Annotated in this window: 21 protein-coding genes and 3 tRNA genes; 17 read left to right on the top strand and 7 right to left on the bottom strand. The window is 67.5% G+C overall.

Going from position 1 to position 21,025, the window contains the following annotated elements; translation table 11 throughout:
* Nucleotides 1-10: 10 nt before the first annotated feature.
* Genes ABZT03_RS04400 through ABZT03_RS04390 form a run of 3 tightly spaced genes read right to left on the bottom strand, consistent with a single transcriptional unit; the run spans nucleotide 11 to nucleotide 3,878 of the window.
* The gene (locus tag ABZT03_RS04400; RefSeq protein WP_356033307.1) at nucleotides 11-1,933 is read right to left on the bottom strand and encodes an AAA family ATPase; all 1,923 of its coding nucleotides are present in this window, start codon (nucleotides 1,931-1,933) and stop codon (nucleotides 11-13) included.
* Entirely contained in the window at nucleotides 1,930-2,502 is a 573-nt protein-coding gene (locus tag ABZT03_RS04395) for a hypothetical protein (RefSeq protein ID WP_356033304.1), read from the bottom strand. The genes ABZT03_RS04400 and ABZT03_RS04395 overlap by 4 nt, the downstream gene beginning before the upstream one ends.
* The gene (locus ABZT03_RS04390) at nucleotides 2,499-3,878 is read right to left on the bottom strand and encodes a hypothetical protein (RefSeq protein WP_356033301.1); all 1,380 of its coding nucleotides are present in this window, start codon (nucleotides 3,876-3,878) and stop codon (nucleotides 2,499-2,501) included. The genes ABZT03_RS04395 and ABZT03_RS04390 overlap by 4 nt, the downstream gene beginning before the upstream one ends.
* 515 nt (nucleotides 3,879-4,393) lie before the next feature.
* Here ABZT03_RS04390 and ABZT03_RS04385 point away from each other — a divergent pair.
* Both ABZT03_RS04385 and ABZT03_RS04380 read left to right on the top strand, forming a co-directional pair.
* Complete coding sequence (locus ABZT03_RS04385; RefSeq protein ID WP_356033298.1) at nucleotides 4,394-4,762, top strand: DUF6009 family protein; 369 nt, start codon at nucleotides 4,394-4,396, stop codon at nucleotides 4,760-4,762.
* Nucleotides 4,763-5,282: 520 nt separating this feature from the next.
* Nucleotides 5,283-5,495: a hypothetical protein gene (locus tag ABZT03_RS04380; RefSeq protein WP_356033295.1), complete on the top strand. Its 213-nt coding sequence runs from the start codon at nucleotides 5,283-5,285 to the stop codon at nucleotides 5,493-5,495.
* An 18-nt stretch (nucleotides 5,496-5,513) separates the two neighbouring features.
* On the opposite strand, the gene ABZT03_RS04375 is transcribed toward ABZT03_RS04380, so the two are convergent.
* On the bottom strand, nucleotides 5,514-6,170 hold the full coding sequence (locus ABZT03_RS04375) for an SDR family oxidoreductase (protein WP_356033293.1): 657 nt from the start codon (nucleotides 6,168-6,170) through the stop codon (nucleotides 5,514-5,516).
* 167 nt (nucleotides 6,171-6,337) lie between these two features.
* Nucleotides 6,338-7,678 (bottom strand): amidohydrolase family protein, encoded by a 1,341-nt coding sequence (locus tag ABZT03_RS04370; RefSeq protein ID WP_356033290.1) that lies wholly within the window; start codon nucleotides 7,676-7,678, stop codon nucleotides 6,338-6,340.
* A gap of 245 nt (nucleotides 7,679-7,923) precedes the next feature.
* Here ABZT03_RS04370 and ABZT03_RS04365 point away from each other — a divergent pair.
* The 8 genes from ABZT03_RS04365 to ABZT03_RS04330 all read left to right on the top strand — a co-directional run bounded on the left by ABZT03_RS04365 (nucleotide 7,924) and on the right by ABZT03_RS04330 (nucleotide 13,198).
* Nucleotides 7,924-7,996: transfer RNA gene (locus tag ABZT03_RS04365), tRNA-Thr, on the top strand.
* A gap of 46 nt (nucleotides 7,997-8,042) precedes the next feature.
* Nucleotides 8,043-8,115: transfer RNA gene (locus ABZT03_RS04360), tRNA-Met, on the top strand.
* Between the two features lie 91 nt (nucleotides 8,116-8,206).
* The gene (gene rpmG, locus ABZT03_RS04355) at nucleotides 8,207-8,371 is read left to right on the top strand and encodes a 50S ribosomal protein L33 (protein WP_003948671.1); all 165 of its coding nucleotides are present in this window, start codon (nucleotides 8,207-8,209) and stop codon (nucleotides 8,369-8,371) included.
* Between the two features lie 166 nt (nucleotides 8,372-8,537).
* Nucleotides 8,538-8,990, top strand: coding sequence for a MaoC family dehydratase N-terminal domain-containing protein (locus ABZT03_RS04350; protein ID WP_356033287.1), 453 nt, complete (start codon nucleotides 8,538-8,540; stop codon nucleotides 8,988-8,990).
* A 4-nt stretch (nucleotides 8,991-8,994) separates the two neighbouring features.
* Nucleotides 8,995-9,423, top strand: a complete 429-nt coding sequence (locus ABZT03_RS04345; RefSeq protein WP_356033284.1) for a MaoC family dehydratase — start codon at nucleotides 8,995-8,997, stop codon at nucleotides 9,421-9,423.
* Nucleotides 9,424-9,754: 331 nt separating this feature from the next.
* Nucleotides 9,755-10,324, top strand: a complete 570-nt coding sequence (locus ABZT03_RS04340; protein ID WP_356033281.1) for a TetR/AcrR family transcriptional regulator — start codon at nucleotides 9,755-9,757, stop codon at nucleotides 10,322-10,324.
* 122 nt (nucleotides 10,325-10,446) lie between these two features.
* Complete coding sequence (locus tag ABZT03_RS04335; RefSeq protein WP_356033279.1) at nucleotides 10,447-11,898, top strand: MFS transporter; 1,452 nt, start codon at nucleotides 10,447-10,449, stop codon at nucleotides 11,896-11,898.
* A 244-nt stretch (nucleotides 11,899-12,142) separates the two neighbouring features.
* Nucleotides 12,143-13,198 (top strand): UDP-N-acetylmuramate dehydrogenase, encoded by a 1,056-nt coding sequence (locus ABZT03_RS04330; RefSeq protein ID WP_356033276.1) that lies wholly within the window; start codon nucleotides 12,143-12,145, stop codon nucleotides 13,196-13,198.
* An 82-nt stretch (nucleotides 13,199-13,280) separates the two neighbouring features.
* Here the strand turns inward: ABZT03_RS04330 and ABZT03_RS04325 are convergent, their stop codons facing one another.
* Entirely contained in the window at nucleotides 13,281-14,318 is a 1,038-nt protein-coding gene (locus ABZT03_RS04325; protein WP_356033273.1) for an adenosine deaminase, read from the bottom strand.
* 134 nt (nucleotides 14,319-14,452) lie between these two features.
* Nucleotides 14,453-15,679 carry a pyridoxal phosphate-dependent aminotransferase gene (locus tag ABZT03_RS04320; RefSeq protein WP_356033270.1) on the bottom strand — a complete coding sequence of 409 codons (1,227 nt, stop codon included), beginning with the start codon at nucleotides 15,677-15,679 and terminating at the stop codon, nucleotides 14,453-14,455.
* A gap of 249 nt (nucleotides 15,680-15,928) precedes the next feature.
* On the opposite strand from ABZT03_RS04320, the gene ABZT03_RS04315 reads away from it, so the two are divergent.
* The 7 genes from ABZT03_RS04315 to ABZT03_RS04285 all read left to right on the top strand — a co-directional run bounded on the left by ABZT03_RS04315 (nucleotide 15,929) and on the right by ABZT03_RS04285 (nucleotide 20,954).
* Nucleotides 15,929-16,001: transfer RNA gene (locus ABZT03_RS04315), tRNA-Trp, on the top strand.
* Between the two features lie 110 nt (nucleotides 16,002-16,111).
* Complete coding sequence (secE, locus tag ABZT03_RS04310; RefSeq protein ID WP_356033267.1) at nucleotides 16,112-16,396, top strand: preprotein translocase subunit SecE; 285 nt, start codon at nucleotides 16,112-16,114, stop codon at nucleotides 16,394-16,396.
* 77 nt (nucleotides 16,397-16,473) lie between these two features.
* Nucleotides 16,474-17,379 (top strand): transcription termination/antitermination protein NusG, encoded by a 906-nt coding sequence (nusG, locus tag ABZT03_RS04305; RefSeq protein WP_356033264.1) that lies wholly within the window; start codon nucleotides 16,474-16,476, stop codon nucleotides 17,377-17,379.
* A 215-nt stretch (nucleotides 17,380-17,594) separates the two neighbouring features.
* A complete protein-coding gene (gene rplK / locus ABZT03_RS04300; protein WP_019072313.1) occupies nucleotides 17,595-18,029 on the top strand; it encodes a 50S ribosomal protein L11 in 435 nt (144 codons plus the stop codon).
* Between the two features lie 86 nt (nucleotides 18,030-18,115).
* On the top strand, nucleotides 18,116-18,841 hold the full coding sequence (gene rplA / locus ABZT03_RS04295; protein WP_356033262.1) for a 50S ribosomal protein L1: 726 nt from the start codon (nucleotides 18,116-18,118) through the stop codon (nucleotides 18,839-18,841).
* A gap of 135 nt (nucleotides 18,842-18,976) precedes the next feature.
* Nucleotides 18,977-19,921, top strand: a complete 945-nt coding sequence (locus ABZT03_RS04290; protein ID WP_356033259.1) for a hypothetical protein — start codon at nucleotides 18,977-18,979, stop codon at nucleotides 19,919-19,921.
* 163 nt (nucleotides 19,922-20,084) lie between these two features.
* A complete protein-coding gene (locus tag ABZT03_RS04285; RefSeq protein WP_356033256.1) occupies nucleotides 20,085-20,954 on the top strand; it encodes a DUF1396 domain-containing protein in 870 nt (289 codons plus the stop codon).
* The last annotated feature ends 71 nt before the right edge of the window (nucleotides 20,955-21,025 follow it).

The raw sequence follows: 21,025 nt of genomic DNA, 5'->3' as shown, positions 1-21,025 counted from the left end.
GGCCGCTCGATTACTCGTCGATCGAGGCGATCACTTCCACTTGCCCTTCGCCCGGATGTCGGATCGTTGCGACAGTCGGGTTGTTATAGTCGAATACAATACGCGTGAAGTCACCCTCATAATCGTCCGGCAGTTCGTTATCGGAGACAAGGAACTGAACAGTGCCGGGGGCTTCTTCGACACCCTTGAGGAGTCGATTATAAATAGCACCCCAGGTTCCGACCGCAGTATTCAGTGCCAAACGGGGACCGTCGATGATGAGCATGGACGGATAACGGGTGTCTGTTTGCCTTGCAGCCGTGATCAGTGACAGCCAATAGGCGATCTGAGTAGCCGTCATCGAGCCACCACCACTCATCAGGGCCTTGCTGAAGGGTTTCCCATTGATGATCGGCAGATAGTTCGAACGATCGAATCCGGCCGATTCAACTGTGGCGATGTCGAGGTTCATCACGGTCTCTCGAAACTCTTGTTCAATCAGCGAGAACACTGAGTCCCTATGGACAGCCAAAGTTGCCTTACGTGTCGAGATATTCGCCTTCAATCGATCTTGATCTGACCGCAGCCCTCGAACCTTTTCGGCGATGTCTTCTACGCGATCCCACTGCTGTAGAGCAACCTCGAAGCCTTCCTGGCGTGTGCGCGCCGTAGCCATGCGATCCGAAGCGTCACTGAAAGCCTGCAGCCTAGGGGTCACACGTTGCGAGGTCCGCGCTTCGAGAACCTCAGTGAAGTGCTTAATGAGCGACTCGCGTTCCACGATAGCAACTTGAGATTTTTCCAGCTGCTGCTCTGTCACTTCTTTCTGCGCGCTCATTTCGCCCAGTTGCAGGTCAAGCTGCTGAAGCTCGTAGCTATCGGCAGCACCCTCGGGTGAAACCGGATCCGGTTGCAAGCACAACCGGCATTTATCCTCATCGACAGGACGGTTGCTCAGTGACTGCATGCACCGAGGGCACACTGAAAACTCGATGTTGGCTAGCCTGGCACCGGCGTCCCGCATGCGTTCGAGTCGAGCGTAATCGGCCTTAACCCTCCGGTGCTCCAGGTCGATCTCATTACGGTCGCGGATGAGGTCTTGAGCGACAGCGCGAGCCTCGGCCAGGGAACGCTCGGCGTCTGTCAGTAGATCCCGATAGGCTTGAGTCTGTCGGTCGATTACTGGATCGAGTTCTTCGCGAAGTGAATTCAGCTCCTCGCGGGCGGCCTCCTGCGCTGATACGGCCTCCCTTAGCTGTTCTTCGACTTCCTCCCGACTGCTGGTATTGGTGTCATTCAGGAAATCTAGAACCGTCTTCAAATTCGTGTCTGCAGCATCGATCTTGCCATTTAGTACGTTTACTTGCGATTGCATGGAAAGGATCTCAGGATCAGTCAGCTTAAAAAGCAGCTCGAATACTGCTTTTCGCTTTGGGTCGTAGTATCCGTCCCTGCTGTCTGCGATGTCCTGATTAATGGCGTACTGTGGGATGTAGATGTATTTAAAGATGTCGCCGAACGTGACTCGACTTCCGGGCTTGCTGCTCTTTCCCTTCTGTGCTGCGGCCTTAATGTCATCGGGTAGCCCAAGCTTTGCCAGCAAGAATGTGTTGTAGCTTGCCTCTCCATCGACGGGAAGGTCAGGGAGGCGCTCCCCGGTGCGCTTGTCGATTACGCGGACATTCTTGCGCTTAGCCGCATCAAGGCTGCGCGTGATGAGGTATTCGTCCCCACCGATATAGATCTCGATCACCACATCATGCACAGCGTCCGTAGCGACTGTGGCAAGACGCGGCTCACCTGCGGCGAAGGCGAATTTGACCAATTCAAGAAGAGTCGTCTTGCCAACTCCCGTGGGCCCTTCGAGAACTGTGAGATCAGATTCGAAGTCGTACCTGACGGTTCCTTCGGTGGTGTGCAAGCTCAGTGCACGGAGACGGAAATCAAAGCTCACTGGATTACCTGCCGATGCGGACGATCCATCAAGGTGTCAAGCTTTAGGTAAATCAGATCTTTAATGGTGTTTCCGGTCATGCCGGCTGTTGCGTCGGCGATTGCCTCGCTGCGTTCAGCCAAGGCTTTCCAGTCCCGGACTTTCCCCATGTCATCCGCTAGACGACGACCTTCTTTGGTCGTTGCTAGTGCGACACTTCCCTTCCTCCCTTTTGCGTACTTCAGGAGGCCGCGACCGACCAAAGCGCCGATGATCGCGTAATACCGGTCATCCCAAGGGCCGTATTTGTAGCGAATCATGGGGGCTTCTACTTCTGTCGGTGCTTCGATTTCCTGTTGCGATAAGTTGAGGCGAGGGTCCGAATCCGAGAGCTGCTCAAGGACTTTAGGAGCAAGGGCTGGATACCTGAGCAGAAAATCTAGCTTGGCCAACTTTGTCAGGCCATCTAGTTTTCGCGCATGGCCAGGAGCCTTGGAGACAGCATTGACCAGCAGGAGGACGCGGGCTTGGTGATACGCTAGATCGTCGCGGAGTAGGGCAAGCTCCAGCTCGTCGTAGATAACACTCATGCGGCGCTCCCCCTATTCTCTTCGCGGAGCCTATTGATTTCAGCTGTTACGTCAAAGATCTCGCTGAACCAAATCTTGCATTCGTTGGTCAAGTCATTGATTCCCCCCAAGAGTAGATCGGGATCCATTCCTGTGGGGATTTGATCTTCGGTGAAATCATCAAGTGCATCTTGAAGGGCGATCCAGAATTGAGCGCCCCAGTCGCTCTTTGAGCGCATCTCAGGTGTGTCCGACCTGTCGCTTACACGCAAAAGGAGCCGACGAAGCCTATCGCGCTCAGCAAGGGCCGTAGGGTCTCCACTTAGACGACCACTCCAATAGCGCTGATAGTCTCGTCGCAGCTGCTCTCCCCGCTCGACACTATTATCCGAGCATTTCCCTCTCCGCATCTTGATTGCGGCCCGACTCAACCGGATAGGGGAGGCTAGCGAGCCGTAGGCGGAAGGGTTAGCGACGGCAGTCATTACAGCTAGATCGATATCTTGCATTGTTACGATCCGTGACGCTAGCGCACGTTCTCGGTCGGCGGAAGTAGGGACCTCTGAGCCGTTCGCGAACGCCAGTACTGGCGAAATGATCGCATCGGTTCGGGGGCCGGCGGCCTTCATGCGCGTAAAAAATAGGCCGTATACGACGTTCCAGACAGCCTCATAGGGCACGTCGAAACCGAGAAGATCGACCACGGGCTTAGCGCACTTCGTTGGCGCAGCAAACCCGATGTCTGCTCGCCGTGTTGCCTCGGCTTGAATGTTCAACATGGAGATAAAGCGAGCCACTTGGTGCCGTTGCTCATCCAAGGCGACCTCACCTTCACTCCCCTCGATCCAGTCATCAGGTAGAAATTTCCCGCTATTGGCGTGGATAGTGGCGTGAAATTTCTCGACGGACGACCGATGTACGTCAGGAATGGTGAACTGATTTGCCGATTGGCGGAGTTCCCGCAAAGCCCGCATCGTCGCCTCGAGTTCCTGCACGTCTCCTCGTGCAAGGCCTCCAGACGTGGCAAGTCTGCAAGTTGGCTTCTCCTGCAACGCCCGCCACCTAAGGAAGAGGTGCGCAAGACCCCCTTCGTGGGCAAGCTGATTCAAAGTTCGATAGGCGTCAGCAGAGGGGTCTCGATGCTTGGCCGAGACCAGCTCCGCGGCGTCGCCGTGGATAGCGACCCAGTCCTCGTGGTACTCGCAGAGGATTCGCCGGGATTCATCGTCTCGCAGGCGCTTGTTGGCTCCGAGAGCTTGCCGGTAGAGCTCCAAGCCGTCTGCCGCAGCCATGGATGCTTGCCAGTCGTAGCGGTCAAGTGTGTTGGCGCCCCAGTCATCGGGTTGCGGCACAGTCACTACAAGCTCTGCGGCCGTCAGCTCCGGCTGTTCAGACAACGTGCCCCCGCCCCGTATCACGCTTGACCGTCCGTGGATCGTCGCATGATGACCCACGGACGCGCAGCAGTGCTGACAAAACGGCTTTGTGTACATCTCCACCGTCGCCCATGACGCTGCCGGCGCTGGCTGCGATGCCCTAGCTGCGGACGGCACGCGGACGGGCCCCGTGAGACGAGGAACGGTTGCTGGCGTTTCTGCAGGTCAAGCTCGTGCAGTGGGACCTGTGATCGAAAGACTATAGATCTGCTGCCGGGCCCGTAGCTGGGCCGTCCTCGGGCCGTGCGAGGAGGGCCAAAGACGACCACCAGTGGCCAACAACGACCGAAGGGGCCCGGCAGAGTGCCGGGCCCCTTCGGTACGTCTGTGCAGCTAGACCCACGTATCCAGCCACATCCGGGTTCTCCATTGGTCGATCGGGATCGCGGTGCCGGTGTACAGGGGCCAAAAGTAGATGGTCATCCGGGCTGGTACGGCCACACTGTGACTCCGACTCCGATACTGCGGGAGGAACGATGGGCGAGAACCCTAAAGCTCTTGAGCACGAGGACGGCATCGTGTGGACGGAAGACGTCGAGCGGTTCGACTACGTCAGGCAGTCGGTCGAGTTATCCGTTTCAACCCGCAGGCGTCCGGTCCCGTGGACTGGAAGCGGCCGACGCGTTGGATACGCAGTGCTTCGCCCCGACGCCCCGGCGGGAGACGTGCCAGGCAAGTTCACCCGACGCGTCTTCTGGGTTAAGGACTACGACAGGTCCGAGCAGCCGAACGGCACGTACAAGACCTCAGCGCCTAGCGAAGCAGTTGACCCTCGAACGATAGCCCCGGGTGTCTGGGGTGACCTCACTGAACGAGCATGGGGAGCGCCCTTCTCTGAGGCCTAGGACTCCGGCAGTCGAGTCCGTCTGGTGGACGAGACGTGGACGGCTCAGCCGTCGGTGAAGGCGTTCTCGCGTATCTGTACAGGTCAGCGCAACCTCCAAGCGGCCTCGCTGGGGGGACTGTAAATCTGCCGGCTTAGCCTTCCCAGGTTCGAATCCTGGCGCCGCCACACGACCGAAAGGGTCTGTGACCAGCAGCGATGCTGATCACGGGCCCTTTCGTCGTTGAGTAGCGGTGCGCGATCGCACCTGCGGCGGTCACGTCCCCCTCTGGGGGTGGCGGCGTGGCGAAGATCATAAAAGCGGGTTCGCGGCGCGCGGGTGTCGCCGGAACGCGCCCCACGGCTGACGCACGCGCGCCCCACTGCTGGCGCCCGCGCGTCCCACGCGGCCCGCCACCCGAACGCCCCGCGCACCGGCCGGCGGGCCGGCCCCACGGCAGCTGGACGCCCTCGCCTCATGGGTCCCCGCCACCCCGCCGCGGCCTTGCCGACCGCGCCCCCGCCCGAGGCACACTGGCCTCATGGTCTCTCGTCGTAGACGCTGTCCGGAATGCCGTCGTGACATCGCCGTCGTGGCCGGGCGGTTCGCGCGGCACGATCCGCCCGGCTCACGCGGGAGCGGGGAGTTCGTCTCGTGCCCCGGTTCGCGCAGGCAGGCGGAACTCGGGGCGGCACAGCCGTCGTTGGACGGGTATGTGGTCGCGGAGTTCCCCGGGCAACTGCCCCTCTTCTGAGGGACCCGTGACGTCAGGTCAGTTTCCCGCCACCGACTTGACCGCGACCGGGACGGGCGTCGAGCCGCCGACCAGTTCCAGGGTCAGGCCGGCCGTCGCCGTGGTGTCCACCAACTCGGCCAGTACGGCGGCCACATCGTCGCGCGGGACGGCTCCGCGGCCGGTGTGCGCTTCGAGCCGTACGAGACCGGTGCCGGCGTCGTTCGTCAGTGAACCCGGGCGCAGGATCGTCCAGTCGAGGGAGTCGAGACCGCTGACGTAGGCGTCGGCCTCGCCCTTGGCGCGCAGGTAGACGTCGAAGACCTCGTCGCCCTCGTGCGCGGGGTCGGCGCCCATGGACGACACGACCACGTGACGGCGTACGCCCGCCCGGACGGCCGCGTCCGCGAAGAGGATCGCCGCGTCGCGGTCCACCGTCTCCTTGCGGGAGGTCCCGCTGCCCGGGCCCGCGCCGGCCGCGAAGACGGCGGCGTCGGCGCCGTGCAGATGCGCCGCGACCTCCTCGGTCGAGGCCGACTCCAGGTCGAGCAGGACCGGTTCGGCGCCGGCCTCCCGCAGGTCGTCGCTCTGTTCCGCCTTGCGGATGAAGCCCGCGACCTCGTATCCGCGCGCGGCGAGCAGGCGCTCCAGCCGCAGCGCGATCTGACCATGTCCACCAGCGATGACAATGCGCATGCCTCCGACCGTACGCCCGGACGGTCCCGTCCGCCGCACGGCTCCGGCCGTGTCCCGGAGGCCGCCGTTCCGCGCCCGTGGCCCGACAACGGATCGGCCGCAGTCCGCCGACCCCGGCACTGCGCCCGCGCGGCGGCCCGGGCCCGCAGGCGCCCGGGTGGCCCGGTTCAGGAGACCTCGCCGCGCCCCTGCCGTGGCAGTCCCGACTCCGCCGACGTGGCCGAGCCGCAGTACTCCCGTACCGCACTCGTGCGCGCCACCACCCGCCCCTGGTGGACCACGATCCTGCTGTACGCCAGGGACAGCGCGCCCGCCAGTCCGTCGCCGCGCACCGCGAGGAGTTCGGCAGGGAAACCGGCCTCGACCCGTACCTCGGGCAGCCCCAGCACCGTCCGGGCCGTCGAACTCACCGTGTCGTACGCGTCCTCGGGGCGCACCCCATGGCGGGAGGACAGCAGGTAGGCCGCCTCGAAAGGGTCTCCGCGGCCGACCGGGTTCGACGCGTCGCGCAGGGCGCCGCTGCCGGCGGCCACGCGCACTCCGGCCGTGCGCAGCAGCCGTACCGGAGCCGTGCCACGGCGGTCGACGGCGCCGCAGCCGCCCTGCGGCAGGCACACGACCGCGACCCCGGCGGCCGCGAGCTGGTCCGCGGTGCGGGCCGCGACCTCGGCGGGCACTCGGCCTAGGCCGCCGCAGGGGCCGAGTGTCACGCCGGGCCGCAGGCCGCCGGCCATCGCCGCGATCCGGGCGAGGCGGGCCGGGTCGGTGCCGTCGGTGTGCAGGTCGACGGGGCAGCCGTGCTCGGAGGCGACCTCCAGGACGGCCTCCACGTATCCGGTCGGATCGGGGTCCGCGTCGGGGCAGCCGCCCACCACGGCGGCGCCCATCTCCACGGCCTCCCGCAGCATGGCGAGCCCGTCGGCCCCGGCCACCCCGGTCAGCACCCTCGGCATGGCGACGGCCGTGAGTTCGATGAGCCCGCGCAGCGAACGCCCGGCGCGCAGTACGGCGGCCAGCGCGTCGAGGCCCTGGACGTCGCCGACGCGTACGTGGGCCCGCAACGCGGTCGCGCCGTGGCCCAGTTGCAGCAGGGCGGCCTCGGTGGCCCGGCGCTGGACGTCCTCGGCGTCGTAGGAGAGCGGCCCCTCGTCGCCGGCGCTGAGCGCGGTGTCGCTGTGGGCGTGCGGTTCCGCCGGGGCCGGGAGCAGGAGGTAGCCGGTGAGGTCCACGCGCGTGCCGCGCCCCGGCGCTCCGCCCGCCGCCAGGCTGCCGGCTGTGCCCACCGCCTCGATGCGCCCGCCGCCCAGCCGTACGTCCACCCGCCGGCCGTCGGTGAGGCGGGCACCACACAGCAGCAGGGCCACCCCGTCCGCCCGGTCGGCGGAGCCCCGGGACCCCCACGAGCCCGACGACCCCGAGGAACCGGTCACTCTCGGAGTTCTTGGTCCCGAGGCGGGCGAGGACGGGTCCGGTGACCAACGGGGCGGCTGCGGCTGGTTGTCGGACATCGCGCTCCAGGGCTCGGGGACTGCTCGCAGGGGGACGCAAGATCACGCAGAGTGAGTCGAGCCTAGGGTGACGAACCAGCCCGTTCCGGGAGGAGATCAATAGTCGTACTGATGTGGCCTTCTGTGACGAGCGCTGCGTCAGAGGCCTACGGGACGTCCGGGAACGCCCGTGGAACGGGGCTCGGCGGCCACCCCGAAACGGATTTGGGCGAACGGCGGCCGAGCGTGTAATGTCTTCATCGCTCGCCCCAATAGCTCAGTCGGTAGAGCGTCTCCATGGTAAGGAGAAGGTCTACGGTTCGATTCCGTATTGGGGCTCTGGTGTGTGAGGTTCCCGTCGCGAGGCGGGAGCCGATCGCATCGCAGCGGTGTAGCTCAGTCGGTAGAGCAAGCGGCTCATAATCGCTGTGTCACCGGTTCAAGTCCGGTCACCGCTACTGACAGTAGCCGATTGCGGGGTCGGTCCTTCGATCGGCTACTCTTTTATGCGTTCAACCCTGTCCCATCCGTTCGTCAAGGAGCACTCACGTGGCTGCCACCGACGTCCGCCCGAAGATCACGCTGGCCTGCGTGGAGTGCAAGGAGCGGAACTACATCACCAAGAAGAACCGGCGTAACAACCCGGACCGACTGGAGATGAAGAAGCACTGCCCGCGTTGCAATGCGCACACAGCGCACCGCGAAACGCGATAATTCAGGCTCGTACACGAGGCCGCCCCCGCAGTCGGGGGGCGGCCTCGTGTCGTTTCGGCGCCGGTTACCGACCGGTTCCGACCGACTACACGTCGATCACGGCAGTTCCATCACGGCGGACCTCAGGTACGGGTCGGCCACCGGAGACAGCAGGAGGTGCCGAGCCATGGCGCTCGACCAGTCCTTCGTCGGGCGGACCTACCCGCCCACCGAGCCCTACGAGGTGGGCCGGGAGAAGATCCGCGAGTTCGCGGAGGCGGTGGGTGACGCCAACCCGGCGTACACGGACCCCGAGGCCGCCAAGGCGCTCGGGCACGCGGACGTCGTCGCTCCGCCGACCTTCGTCTTCTCGATCAGCTTCAAGGCCGCCGGGCAGGTCGTCGAGGACCCGCAGCTGGGCCTGGACTACAGCCGCGTGGTGCACGGCGACCAGAAGTTCGCCTACACCCGCCCGGTCCGGGCGGGGGACCGGCTGACGGTCACCTCGACCATCGAGGCGATCAAGTCCATGGCGGGCAACGACATCCTGGACATCCGCGGCGAAGTCCACGACGAGGCCGGCGAGCACGTCGTGACCGCCTGGACCAAGCTGGTGGCCCGCGCGGCCGGGGAGGCGTGAGCAGATGACAGCGAAGATCGCCTACGGCGAGGTCGAGGTCGGCACCGAGCTGCCCGCGCAGACCTTCTCCGTGACACGCGCCACGCTCGTCCGCTACGCGGGCGCCTCCGGGGACTTCAACCCGATCCACTGGAACGAGAGGTTCGCCAGGGAGGTCGGACTGCCGGACGTCATCGCGCACGGCATGTTCACCATGGCGGAGGCGATCCGCGTGGTCACCGACTGGGCCGGCGACCCGGCCGCGGTCGTCGAGTACGGCGTCCGCTTCACCAAGCCCGTCGTCGTCCCCGACGACGACGAGGGCGCCACGATCGAGGTCAGCGGCAAGGTCGCCGTCAAGCTCGACGACAACACGGTCCGCGTGGACCTCACGGCGACCAGCGCCGGACAGAAGGTGCTGGGCATGTCCCGGGCGGTCGTACGACTCGCCTGAGCCGGCGCGGGGGAAGTGGTGAGGGAAGTAAGGGGCGTCCTCCATGGTGGGGCGCTCCTTACTTGTTTCGCGCCCCCTACCGGCCCGAACGTCGGGGGTCACGCGGGGGTTCCGTCCGGCGGAGATGCCGGCGTTCGGTCCGGGGTCACGCGGGCGTTCGGTCCGTGACGATGCGGGCGTTCCGTCCGGGGTGACGCCGGCGATCTGCCCAGGAGGATCCCGGCGTTCCGTCCGGCGCCTTGCCGGCGTTCCGCCTGCGCGGGCCCGAACGGACCCCGAACCCCGGCGCATCACCTTGACGTAGTTAGTGATTGAGTACTAACTTAGCCGCATGGTCAGGATGAGCGCAGAGGAGCGGCGTGAGAGCGTCATCCGGGCGGCGCAGAGCGAATTCGCCCGGGGCGGGTACTACGGGACGTCCACCGAGGCGATCGCCAAACGCGTCGGCGTCTCGCAGCCGTATCTCTTCCGTCTCTTCCCGGGCAAGAAGGCGATCTTCCTGGCGGCCGCCGAGCGGTGCGTGGAGGACACCATCCGCACGTTCGAGGAGGCGTCCGAGGGGCTTCACGGGGAGGAGGCCCTGCATGCCATGGCCAACGCCTATACCACGGTCATCGCCGAGCACCCCGAACGGCTCATGATGCAGATGCAGATGTACGTCGCCGTGGCCGCCGCCGAGCAGGCCGGTGAGCACGAGTTCGGCGAGACGGTGCGGGCCGGCTGGATGCGACTGTGGGACACCGTGCACCTGCCCCTCGGGGCCGACGTGAACGAGACGACGACCTTCCTGGCGTACGGCATGCTCATCAACTGCCTGGTGGGCATGGGGTTCCCGCCCGGACACCGGGTCTGGGAAGGGCTCTACCCCTCGGCGCGGACCACCGGGCGACTCGAGGCGTAGGGGCGGAGTCGATCCCGGCCCGAGAAGAAACAGCAGGAGAAGGCGACTTCTTGCCCTCTCTTCTGAGCGCAGAACTTAGTCATCAATAACTAACCAAGAATGAATCACTCTCTGGGGGAGCGATGTCACAGCAGACCGAACGTCGCGGGGGAGCTGTCTGGGCCCTCGTCATCACGAGCGTGGCCGGGTTCATGGCGGCTCTCGACAACCTCGTCGTCACCACCGCCCTGCCCTCCATCCGCAAGGACCTCGGCGGGGCGCTCGACGACCTGGAATGGACCGTGAGCGCCTACACGCTCACCTTCGCAGTCCTGCTGATGTTCGGCGCGGCGCTCGGCGACCGGTTCGGCCGGCGGCGGCTCTTCCTCGCCGGGATCACGGTCTTCACCGGCGCCTCCGCCGCCGCGGCCATGGCCACCGGTATCGACGCCCTCATCGTCGCCCGCGCGGTCCAGGGCGTCGGCGCGGCGATCATGATGCCGCTGACGCTGACCCTCCTGACCGCGGCCGTGCCCGCCGCCAAGCGCGGAATGGCGTACGGCATCTGGGGTGCCGTCAACGGACTCGCGGTGGCCTCCGGACCGCTGATCGGCGGCACGCTCACCGAACACGTGTCCTGGCACTGGATCTTCTGGCTGAACGTTCCGCTGGGCCTGGCCCTGCTGCCGCTGGCCCGGCTGCGTCTCGCCGAGTCGTACGGCACCGGCGCCCGGCTCGACGTCCCCGGCACCCTGCTCGCCAGCGGCGGCCTCTTCGGCATCGTCTACGGCCTGGTCCGCGGGCCCGCCGACGGCTGGACCAGCTCCATGGTGCTGACCGGTCTGTTCGCCGGAGCCGCACTGCTCGTCGGTTTCGTCCTCTACAGCGTCCGCGCCAAGAACCCCATGCTGCCGATGCGGCTGTTCCGCTCGCGGGCCTTCACCGGGATCAACGTGGCGAGCCTGCTGATGTTCCTCGGTATGTTCGGCTCGATCTTCCTGCTCAGCCAGTACATGCAGGGCGTGCTCGGCTACTCGCCCACCGAGGCGGGACTGCGGATGCTGCCCTGGACCGGTATGCCGATGCTCGTCGCGCCGATCGCCGGCATCCTCTCCGACCGCGTCGGCGGCCGTCCCGTCGTAGCCACCGGGCTCTTCCTCCAGGCCGCCGGCCTCGGCTACATGGCCGCCGTGGTCACCGCCGACGCCTCCTACGCGATCCAGCTTCCCGGTCTGATCATCAGCGGCGTCGGGATGGGCCTCTACTTCGCCCCGGCCGCCAACCTGGTGATGTCCAGCGTGCTGCCCCAGGAGCAGGGGATCGCCTCCGGCGCCAACAACGCACTGCGCGAGGTGGGCGGCGCGCTCGGCATCGCCGTCATGGCCTCCATCTTCTCCGCGCAGGGCGGTTACGAGAGCGGCCAGTCCTTCGTCGACGGACTGCGCCCCGCGCTGATGACCGGCGCAGGGGTCGTGGCACTCGGCGGACTCGCGGCGCTGCTCATCCCGGCCCGGCGTCCGGGCGACATGGCCGGGAGCACGACCGTCGTGCGGGACGCGGCCCCGGTCCCGGTCCCGGAGACCGTCGCCCCCTGATCCGCCCACGGACACCGCGCCCCACGGACACCGCGCCCCACGGACACCGCGCCCCACGGACACCCCACCCCGCCGGACATCCGACGATCGGGCACCGCACCACCGGTCCCACCACAGGGCCGCCCCACGCACACGCGCCCCCCACGCACACGCGCCCCCACGGAAACGGCTCGGCCCCCGCGGCCGGGCCGTTTCCGTGGCCGTGAGAGCCGCGCTGTCGGTGCCGTCTCGTAGTCTTGGGCGCGTGCTGGAACTCCACGACGCTCCCCTCGCCCCGTTGACCACCTTCCGGCTGGGCGGCCCCGCCACCCGGCTGGTCACCGCGCGGACCGACGCCGAGGTGATCGCCGTCGTCCGCGAGGCCGACGACAGCGGCACCCCTCTGCTGCTCATCGGCGGCGGTTCCAACCTGGTCATCGGGGACAAGGGCTTCGAGGGCACCGCGCTCGTGATCGCCACCAAGGGCTTCGCCCTGGACGGCACGCGGCTGGAGCTGGCCGCCGGCGAGGTGTGGACGGAAGCCGTCGCCCGCACGGTGGAGGCCGGACTCGCGGGCGTGGAGTGCCTGGCCGGCATCCCGGGCTCGGCGGGCGCGACGCCCATCCAGAACGTGGGGGCGTACGGCCAGGAGGTCGCGTCGACGATCACCGAGGTCGTCGCCTACGACCGCGCGGCCCGCGAGACGGTCACCCTCACGAACGCCGAGTGCGCCTTCTCCTACCGCCACAGCCGCTTCAAGTCCGATCCGGAGCGCTACGTCGTCCTGAGGGTGCGTTTCGAGCTGGCGGACGCGGACGGACTGTCCGCCCCCCTCAAGTACGCCGAGACCGCCCGCGCCCTCGGCGTGGAGCCCGGCGACCGCGTGCCCCTCGGCAAGGCCCGCGAGACCGTCCTGAAGCTGCGCGCCGGGAAGGGCATGGTCCTCGATCCGGAGGACCACGACACCTGGTCGGCGGGGTCCTTCTTCACCAACCCGGTCCTCAGCGACGAGGAGTTCGCCGCCTTCCGCGCGCGCGTGCGGGAGCGGCTCGGCACGCAGACGCAGCCGCCCGCCTACCCGGCGGGGGAGGGCCGCACCAAGACCTCCGCGGCCTGGCTGATCGACAAGGCGGGCTTCACCAAGGGCTACGGCACCGGACCCGCCCGCATCTCCACCAAGCACACCCTCGCCCTCACCAACCGCGGCGCGGCCAGCACCGAGGACCTGCTCGCGCTGGCCCGCGAGGTCGTCGCCGGGGTGCGCGAGGCGTTCGGGATCACCCTGGTCAACGAGCCGGTGACAGTCGGCGTCAGCCTGTAGCCAGGAGTTGTCCGGCCGCCCGACAGGGCCCGTTGCCCTCCTCCACCATGACCGGCGGGACAGCTCCTGGTCCCCTCCCGCCCTACGACGTCAGCCAGCCGTCCACGCCCGCCAGCAGCTTCTCCCGCGTCGGCGCGGGGGCCGCCGACGCCCGGATCGACTGACGGGCCAGCTCGGCGAGTTCCGCGTCCGTGAACGCGTGGTGGTGGCGGGCGATCTCGTACTGGGCCGCCAGGCGGGAACCGAACAGCAGGGGGTCGTCCGCGCCCAGCGCGATCGGCACCCCGGCGTCGAACAACGTCCGCAGGGGGACGTCGGCCGGCTTGTCGTACACGCCGAGGGCCACGTTCGAGGCCGGGCAGACCTCGCAGGTCACACCCCGGTCCGCCAGCCGCTTCAGCAGACGCGGGTCCTCCGCGGCCCGTACGCCGTGGCCCAGCCGGTCCGCGCCCAGGTCGTCCAGGCAGTCCCGCACGGACGCCGGGCCGTTCAGCTCACCGCCGTGCGGCGCCGACAGCAGGCCGGCCTCGCGGGCGATGGCGAAGGCACGGTCGAAGTCCCTCGCCATGCCGCGGCGTTCGTCGTTCGACAGGCCGAAGCCGACCACGCCCTGATCGGCGTAGCGGACGGCGAGACGGGCCAGGGTCCGGGCGTCCAGCGGGTGCTTCATACGGTTCGCGGCGACCACCACCCGCATCCCGAGGCCCGTCTCGCGGGACGTCGTCCGCACCGCGTCCAAAATGATCTCCAGCGCCGGGATCAGACCGCCCAGGCGCGGGGCGTACGACGTCGGGTCGACCTGGATCTCCAGCCAGCCGGAGCCGTCCCTGACGTCCTCCTCGGCGGCTTCGCGCACCAGGCGCCGGATGTCGTCCGGCTCCCGCACGCACGAGCGGGCCGCGTCGTACAGGCGCTGGAAGCGGAACCAGCCCCGCTCGTCCGTCGCCCGCAGCTTCGGTGGCTCCCCGCTGGTCAGCGCCCCGGTCAGCGCGTCGGGCAGGCGCACGCCGTGCTTGTCGGCCAGTTCCAGCACGGTGGTGGCACGCATCGACCCGGTGAAGTGCAGGTGCAGATGGGCTTTGGGCAGCTCAGAGACATCACGTTCACGTACACGCTCCATTCCGGAATCCTGCCGCACCGGCCCGCCGTCCCGGTAGCGCTTTCCCCGATCGTGGTCTTGCTCGCACGCACACACGAAGAAGCGGGCCGCCTCCCGGGGGAGACGGCCCGCTTCCTCGAGCGGGGTGCGCGGCCTCAGTCCGTGGCCTCCGCCAGCAGCTTCTGGATCCGGCTCACGCCCTCGACGAGGTCCTCGTCACCCAGGGCGTACGACAGCCGCAGGTAGCCCGGTGTGCCGAACGCCTCACCGGGGACGACCGCGACCTCGACCTCTTCGAGGATCAGCGCGGCGAGTTCCACCGTGTTCTGCGGACGCCTGCCCCGGATCTCCTTGCCGATCAGCGCCTTCACCGAGGGGTAGGCGTAGAACGCGCCCTCGGGGACCGGGCACAGCACGCCCTCGATCTCGTTGAGCATGCGCACGATCGTCTTGCGGCGGCGGTCGAAGGCCTCACGCATCGTCGCGACGGCGTCCAGGTCGCCGGAGACCGCGGCGACGGCCGCCGCCTGCGCCACGTTGGAGACGTTCGAGGTGGCGTGCGACTGCAGGTTCGTCGCCGCCTTGACGACGTCCTTCGGACCGATGATCCAGCCGACCCGCCAGCCGGTCATGGCGTACGTCTTCGCGACGCCGTTGACCACGATGCACTTGTCCCGCAGCTCCGGCAGGATCGCGGGCAGCGAGGTGAACGTGGCGTCGCCGTAGACCAGGTGCTCGTAGATCTCGTCGGTCAGCACCCACAGGCCGTGCTCGACGGCCCAGCGGCCGAGCGCCTCGGCGTCCTCGGCGCTGTAGACCGCGCCGGTCGGGTTGGAGGGGGAGACGAACAGGACGACCTTCGTCTTCTCCGTGCGGGCCGCCTCCAGCTGCTCCACCGAGACGCGGTAGCCGGTCGTCTCGTCCGCGACGACCTCGACGGGAACCCCGCCGGCCAGCCGGATCGACTCCGGGTACGTCGTCCAGTACGGCGCGGGGACGATGACCTCGTCGCCCGGGTCGAGGATCGCGGCGAACGCCTCGTAGATGGCCTGCTTGCCGCCGTTGGTGACGAGGATCTGCGCCGGGTCGACCTCGTAGTTCGAGTCGCGCAGGGTCTTCGCGGCGATCGCGGCCTTCAGCTCGGGCAGACCACCGGCCGGGGTGTAGCGGTGGTACTTCGGGTTCTTGCAGGCCTCGATCGCCGCTTCGACGATGTAGTCCGGGGTCGGCCGGTCCGGTTCACCGGCGCCGAAGCCGATCACCGGCCGCCCCGCGGCCTTCAGGGCCTTGGCCTTGGCGTCCACTGCGAGAGTGGCGGACTCGGAGATCGCGCCGACGCGGGCGGAGACCCGGCGCTCGGTGGGAGGGGTTGCAGCGCTCATGGGCCCATCGTTCCAGACCGGAAACACCCGCGGCACGCGGGTTTCACAGACTGAACACCAACTGAACAACCGTCCGGATCCGCCGCCCGCGCTGGGCGATCTTCCGTGAGCAAGGCTCGTACGGGCGCTTTCTGTTCGACGCCCGGCCCGGGACCACGTACACTCTCACCTCGTTGGCCTTCGGCGGGCTGCGCTCAGCCGGTGCACACCGTGCACTCGGTCGGATGCGGTACGTTGGTGGACACACAAAGGGTCGTAGCTCAATTGGTAGAGCACTGGTCTCCAAAACCAGCGGTTGGGGGTTCAAGTCCCTCCGGCCCTGCTACACACACTCCTCCGCCAGGATGTGTGCGCATGCACGTACAGTAATGCACCGCCGTGCGGCTCTGACCGGGCGCGGCACGGCCACGACCCGGAATCAGGTGAGGACGAGTGACGGACGCCGTGGGCTCCATCGACATGCCTGATGCCCAGGATGAGGCGCCGGAGTCGAAGAAGACTCGCAAGGGCGGCAAGCGCGCGAAGAAGGGCCCGCTGAAGCGCCTCGCGCTCTTCTACCGCCAGGTGGTCGCGGAGCTCCGCAAGGTCGTATGGCCTACGCGCAACCAGCTCACGACGTACACGACCGTGGTGATCGTCTTCGTCGTCATCATGATCGGCCTGGTCACGGTGATTGACTATGGGCTCAATCACGCCGCTAAGTACGTCTTCGGCTGAGCCAGAAGCGAAGGGCGCCGTCACCGGCGCCCCTTTCGCGTGTTCCACCCCCATGTAACGAGGAAGAAGCAGCCACCGTGTCTGACCCGAACGTGAACGAGGCCGTCGAGCCGGACGAGTCCGTGGATGACGAACTCGACATCGTCGAGGGCGCGGACGAGGCAGACGAGTTCGAGGCTGCGGAAGCCGAACTGGGCGAGCCCGCCGAGGAGACCGCCCTCCACGTCGAGGACGAGTCCGGCGGGGACGTCGAGGACGAGTCCGGCGGGGACGTCGAGGACGAGTCCGGCGAAGACACCGACGCCGCCGACGAGGCCACCTCCGACGAGGCCGAGGCCGAGGAGCCCGCGGAGGAGCCGGAGCCGGTCGACCCCGTCACCGCCCTGCGCGAGGAACTGCGCTCCCTGCCCGGCGAGTGGTACGTCATCCACACCTACGCCGGCTACGAGAACCGCGTGAAGACCAACCTCGAACAGCGTGCCGTCTCGCTGAACGTCGAGGACTTCATCTTCCAGGCCGAGGTGCCCCAGGAAGAGGTCGCGCAGATCAAGAACGGCGAGCGCAAGACCATCCGCCAGAACAAGCTCCCCGGCTACGTGCTGGTGCGCATGGACCTGACGAACGAGTCCTGGGGCGTCGTCCGCAACACCCCCGGCGTCACCGGCTTCGTGGGCAACGCCTACGACCCCTACCCGCTGACGCTGGACGAGATCGTGAAGATGCTCGCCCCGGAGGCCGAGGAGAAGGCCGCCCGCGAGGCCGCCGAGGCCGAGGGCAAGCCGGTCCCGCAGCGCAAGGTCGAGGTCCAGGTGCTGGACTTCGAGGTGGGCGACTCGGTCACCGTCACCGACGGTCCGTTCGCCACGCTGCAGGCGACCATCAACGAGATCAACCCCGACTCCAAGAAGGTCAAGGGCCTGGTCGAGATCTTCGGCCGCGAGACGCCCGTCGAGCTGTCCTTCGACCAGATCCAGAAGAACTGACACCTTCTGGACGTAGCACTTCCGAGCAGGTCAGACAGGCCCTCCCTGGGGGTCGCCCCCGCTTGCGGGGGATGGTCTGACCTGCTCGGTTTTTGGCCGCACACAGATACCCGTTATCGTTGTGCGGTATGCCTCCATCCGGATCTTGACCTCGGAGAAGGCAGCCGTCCGGGGCAACTCGGACGTAGGAAGGCGAAAACGAAAGAGGACCCGGAATGCCTCCCAAGAAGAAGAAGGTCACGGGGCTCATCAAGCTCCAGATCAACGCCGGTGCGGCGAACCCGGCCCCGCCGGTCGGCCCCGCGCTCGGTCAGCACGGCGTCAACATCATGGAGTTCTGCAAGGCCTACAACGCCGCGACCGAGTCGCAGCGTGGCTGGGTCATCCCGGTGGAGATCACGGTCTACGAAGACCGCTCCTTCACCTTCGTGACCAAGACTCCGCCGGCCGCGAAGATGATCCTCAAGGCCGCGGGTGTCGAGAAGGGCTCCGGCGAGCCGCACAAGACCAAGGTCGCCAAGATCACCCAGGCGCAGGTCCGTGAGATCGCCACGACCAAGCTCCCCGACCTGAACGCCAACGACCTGGACGCCGCGTCCAAGATCATCGCTGGCACCGCCCGCTCCATGGGCATCACGGTCGAGGGCTGATCCCCAGCCCCTCAGCACCTTCGTAGCACCGTGGAAGGGCCTGCTCGGTCCGTACCACGACTCCTCAAGAACACTCAGGAGCAGTAGTGAGCAAGCGCAGCAAGTCCCTCCGCGCTGCGGACGCCAAGATCGACCGGGAGAAGCTCTACGCCCCGCTCGAGGCCGTCCGTCTCGCCAAGGAGACCTCCACGTCCAAGTTCGACGGCACCGTCGAGGTCGCCTTCCGTCTGGGTGTCGACCCGCGCAAGGCCGACCAGATGGTCCGTGGCACCGTGAACCTCCCGCACGGCACCGGTAAGACCGCCCGGGTCCTGGTCTTCGCGACCGGCGACCGTGCCGAGGCCGCGCGTGCCGCGGGCGCCGACATCGTCGGCTCCGACGAGCTCATCGACGAGGTGGCGAAGGGGCGTCTGGACTTCGACGCCGTCGTCGCCACCCCGGACCTCATGGGCAAGGTCGGCCGTCTCGGCCGCGTGCTCGGTCCCCGTGGTCTCATGCCGAACCCCAAGACCGGCACCGTCACCCCGGACGTCGTCAAGGCTGTCAACGACATCAAGGGCGGCAAGATCGAGTTCCGCGTCGACAAGCACTCGAACCTGCACTTCATCATCGGCAAGACGTCGTTCGACGACACCAAGCTGGTGGAGAACTACGGCGCGGCGCTGGAGGAGATCCTCCGTCTGAAGCCGTCCGCCGCCAAGGGCCGCTACATCAAGAAGGCCGCGATCAGCACCACGATCGGCCCCGGCATTCCCCTTGACTCCAACCGCACCCGCAACCTCCTCGTCGAGGAGGACCCGGCGTCGGTCTGAGCCTGACGGCTCACCGCATCCGGTCACGGGCCCCGCAACCTCCCAGGTTGCGGGGCCCGTTCCCTTTCCCGGTTCGGGTGTCGGTGCCCTGCGCTAGCGTGCGGACACAGGATTCGCACAGAGGTGGGGCCGCCGATGAGAAGCACGACCGTGCGCCGCGTGACCGTGTCCATAGCGGCGCTGGCCGCGCTGACCGGTGCGGCCGGCTGCAGTTCGTCCTCCTCCCCGGCTCCCTCCTCCCCGGCTCCCTCTTCCCGGTCGGGCGGCGCCGGCGCGGACGACGGGTCGTCCGGCGGCGGCTCGGCGCGGACGCGTCACCTGACCGCCCTGCGCGCCGCCGAGCGCTCCACCGACGCGGCGGACTCCGCCAGGGTCGAGTCGACCACCACGATGGGCGCTCTGATGTCGATGACGGCCGGCGGCGCCCTCGGCTGGCACGACGGCCTCTCCGGCACCCTGACCATCACCTACACCGGCGGCACGGTCGCCGACACGATGCGCCGGCTCGGCAGCACGTCCATGCAGGCCCGCTACCTGCCCGACGCCTACTACGCCCGGATGGGCGAGAAGTTCGCCGAGCGCACGGGCGGCAGGCACTGGATCCGCTACCCGTACGACGACCTGGAGGCGCTCGGCGGCGGCTCCGGCGCCTACCTGAGGGACCAGCTGCGCAACACCACGCCCAACCAGTCGGTGCAGCTGCTGCTGGCGTCGGGGGATGTACGCAGGGCCGGCACGGAGAAGGTGCGCGGGCGGGACACCACGCACTACTCGGGCACGGTCGACGTCGCCCGCCTCACCGCCGCCGGCTCAGGCATCGACAAGCGCCGGCTGGCCGACCTGAAGCGACAGCTGGAGCAGGCCGGGGTCACCACGCAGAGCGTGGACATCTGGGTCGACGCCCGTGACCTGCTGGTCAAGAAGGTCGAGAAGGGGCGGACGGCGACCGGGGAGCTGACCCAGACCGCCTACTACAGCGACTACGGCGTGCGGGTCCCGGCCGACCGGCCGCCGGCCGCCGACACCGAGGACTTCACCGCGCTGCTGAAGCAGCAGGGCGGTACGGGCGCGACCTCCTGAAGCACCCCGCCGAGCCGGATTACCGGGACGCAGTGGGACGCAGGGCTCGGCCGCGCCGACCGAAGTCACCTGCGGCCGGGGGGAATTCGGAAGACCATTCGAGGCCCCTGGGATACGCTCTCCGCCTTGCTGTGTATCAGCCATGCATTCCTTGGGGGGAATCTTGAAGACTTCCGTACGCACTTCCGTACGCCCTTCCGTACGCCGCCGGACGGCCGGCGCCGGCCTCGCCGCCCTGGTCCTCGCCGGGGGTGTGGCCGGGTGCGCCAAGGGCGACGACGACGCGCTCGCGATGGAGCCGGCCGCGGCCGTCGCCAAGGCCGCGAAGAACGCCGAGACCATCACGTCCTTCTGCTACACGATGACCGGCAGGGTGCCGGACGCCGGCCGGGTGAGCGGCGAGGCGGCGATGAGCGTCAAGCCGTTGGCCATGAGCATGAAGATGACGGCGGCGGGCAAGGCCGCCACCGCCGGCAAGGTGGAGATCCGGCTCGTCGGCAAGGCCATGTACATCGGCGGCGGCGCCCAGGCCGCCAAGGAGATGGACGGCAAGAGCTGGATCAAGTTCGACATGTCCGCGCTCGGCGCCGACAAGAAGCTCAACCCCGCCCAGCTCGGGGCAGGTCAGGCCGACCAGAACCCGGCGACCGAGTCCACGTTCCTCACCGGCTCCAAGAACGTGAAGAAGGTCGGCACCGAGACCGTCGACGGGGTGGAGACCACCCACTACAAGGGCACCGTCACCGTCGCCGAGATCGAGGCCTCCCTCAAGGGCAAGGGCAAGGCCACCCGGGAGGCCCGCGAGAAGAGCCTCAAGCAGTACGAGAAGATGGGCATCGACTCGCTCGCGATGGACATGTGGATCGACGGCGACGACCACACCAAGAAGTTCCGCATGCGCGGAGACGCCGACAAGGGTCCCCTCGACATGACCATCACCTTCCTCGACATCAACAAGCCCGTGACGGTCACCGCCCCGCCCGCCAAGGACACCGTCGACCTCGCGGAGATGATGAAGGGCACCGAGGGCTGAGGCCCCGGACGACCGGATTTGCCTCGCGGCAAGCCGGTCACGTAGTCTCCTGAAGAAGCCAAAGACCGCTG

This window comes from Streptomyces sp. NPDC005574, from assembly GCF_040605435.1.
In the GTDB taxonomy this organism is placed as follows: domain Bacteria; phylum Actinomycetota; class Actinomycetes; order Streptomycetales; family Streptomycetaceae; genus Streptomyces.
Note: the sequence above shows the minus strand (reverse complement) of the source record. Positions and strands in the feature narration are given on the sequence as shown.

Coding starts and splice junctions, on each gene's coding strand:
- ABZT03_RS04380 (WP_356033295.1), top strand. CDS start 5,283: ATGGTCTCTCGTCGTAGACGCTGTCCGGAATGCCGTCGTGACATCGCC.
- ABZT03_RS04320 (WP_356033270.1), bottom strand. CDS start 15,679: ATGAGCGCTGCAACCCCTCCCACCGAGCGCCGGGTCTCCGCCCGCGTC.
- ABZT03_RS04350 (WP_356033287.1), top strand. CDS start 8,538: ATGGCGCTCGACCAGTCCTTCGTCGGGCGGACCTACCCGCCCACCGAG.
- ABZT03_RS04325 (WP_356033273.1), bottom strand. CDS start 14,318: ATGGAGCGTGTACGTGAACGTGATGTCTCTGAGCTGCCCAAAGCCCAT.
- rplK (WP_019072313.1), top strand. CDS start 17,595: ATGCCTCCCAAGAAGAAGAAGGTCACGGGGCTCATCAAGCTCCAGATC.
- ABZT03_RS04335 (WP_356033279.1), top strand. CDS start 10,447: ATGTCACAGCAGACCGAACGTCGCGGGGGAGCTGTCTGGGCCCTCGTC.
- ABZT03_RS04395 (WP_356033304.1), bottom strand. CDS start 2,502: ATGAGTGTTATCTACGACGAGCTGGAGCTTGCCCTACTCCGCGACGAT.
- ABZT03_RS04345 (WP_356033284.1), top strand. CDS start 8,995: ATGACAGCGAAGATCGCCTACGGCGAGGTCGAGGTCGGCACCGAGCTG.
- ABZT03_RS04290 (WP_356033259.1), top strand. CDS start 18,977: ATGAGAAGCACGACCGTGCGCCGCGTGACCGTGTCCATAGCGGCGCTG.
- ABZT03_RS04375 (WP_356033293.1), bottom strand. CDS start 6,170: ATGCGCATTGTCATCGCTGGTGGACATGGTCAGATCGCGCTGCGGCTG.
- ABZT03_RS04385 (WP_356033298.1), top strand. CDS start 4,394: ATGGGCGAGAACCCTAAAGCTCTTGAGCACGAGGACGGCATCGTGTGG.
- ABZT03_RS04370 (WP_356033290.1), bottom strand. CDS start 7,678: ATGTCCGACAACCAGCCGCAGCCGCCCCGTTGGTCACCGGACCCGTCC.
- ABZT03_RS04340 (WP_356033281.1), top strand. CDS start 9,755: ATGGTCAGGATGAGCGCAGAGGAGCGGCGTGAGAGCGTCATCCGGGCG.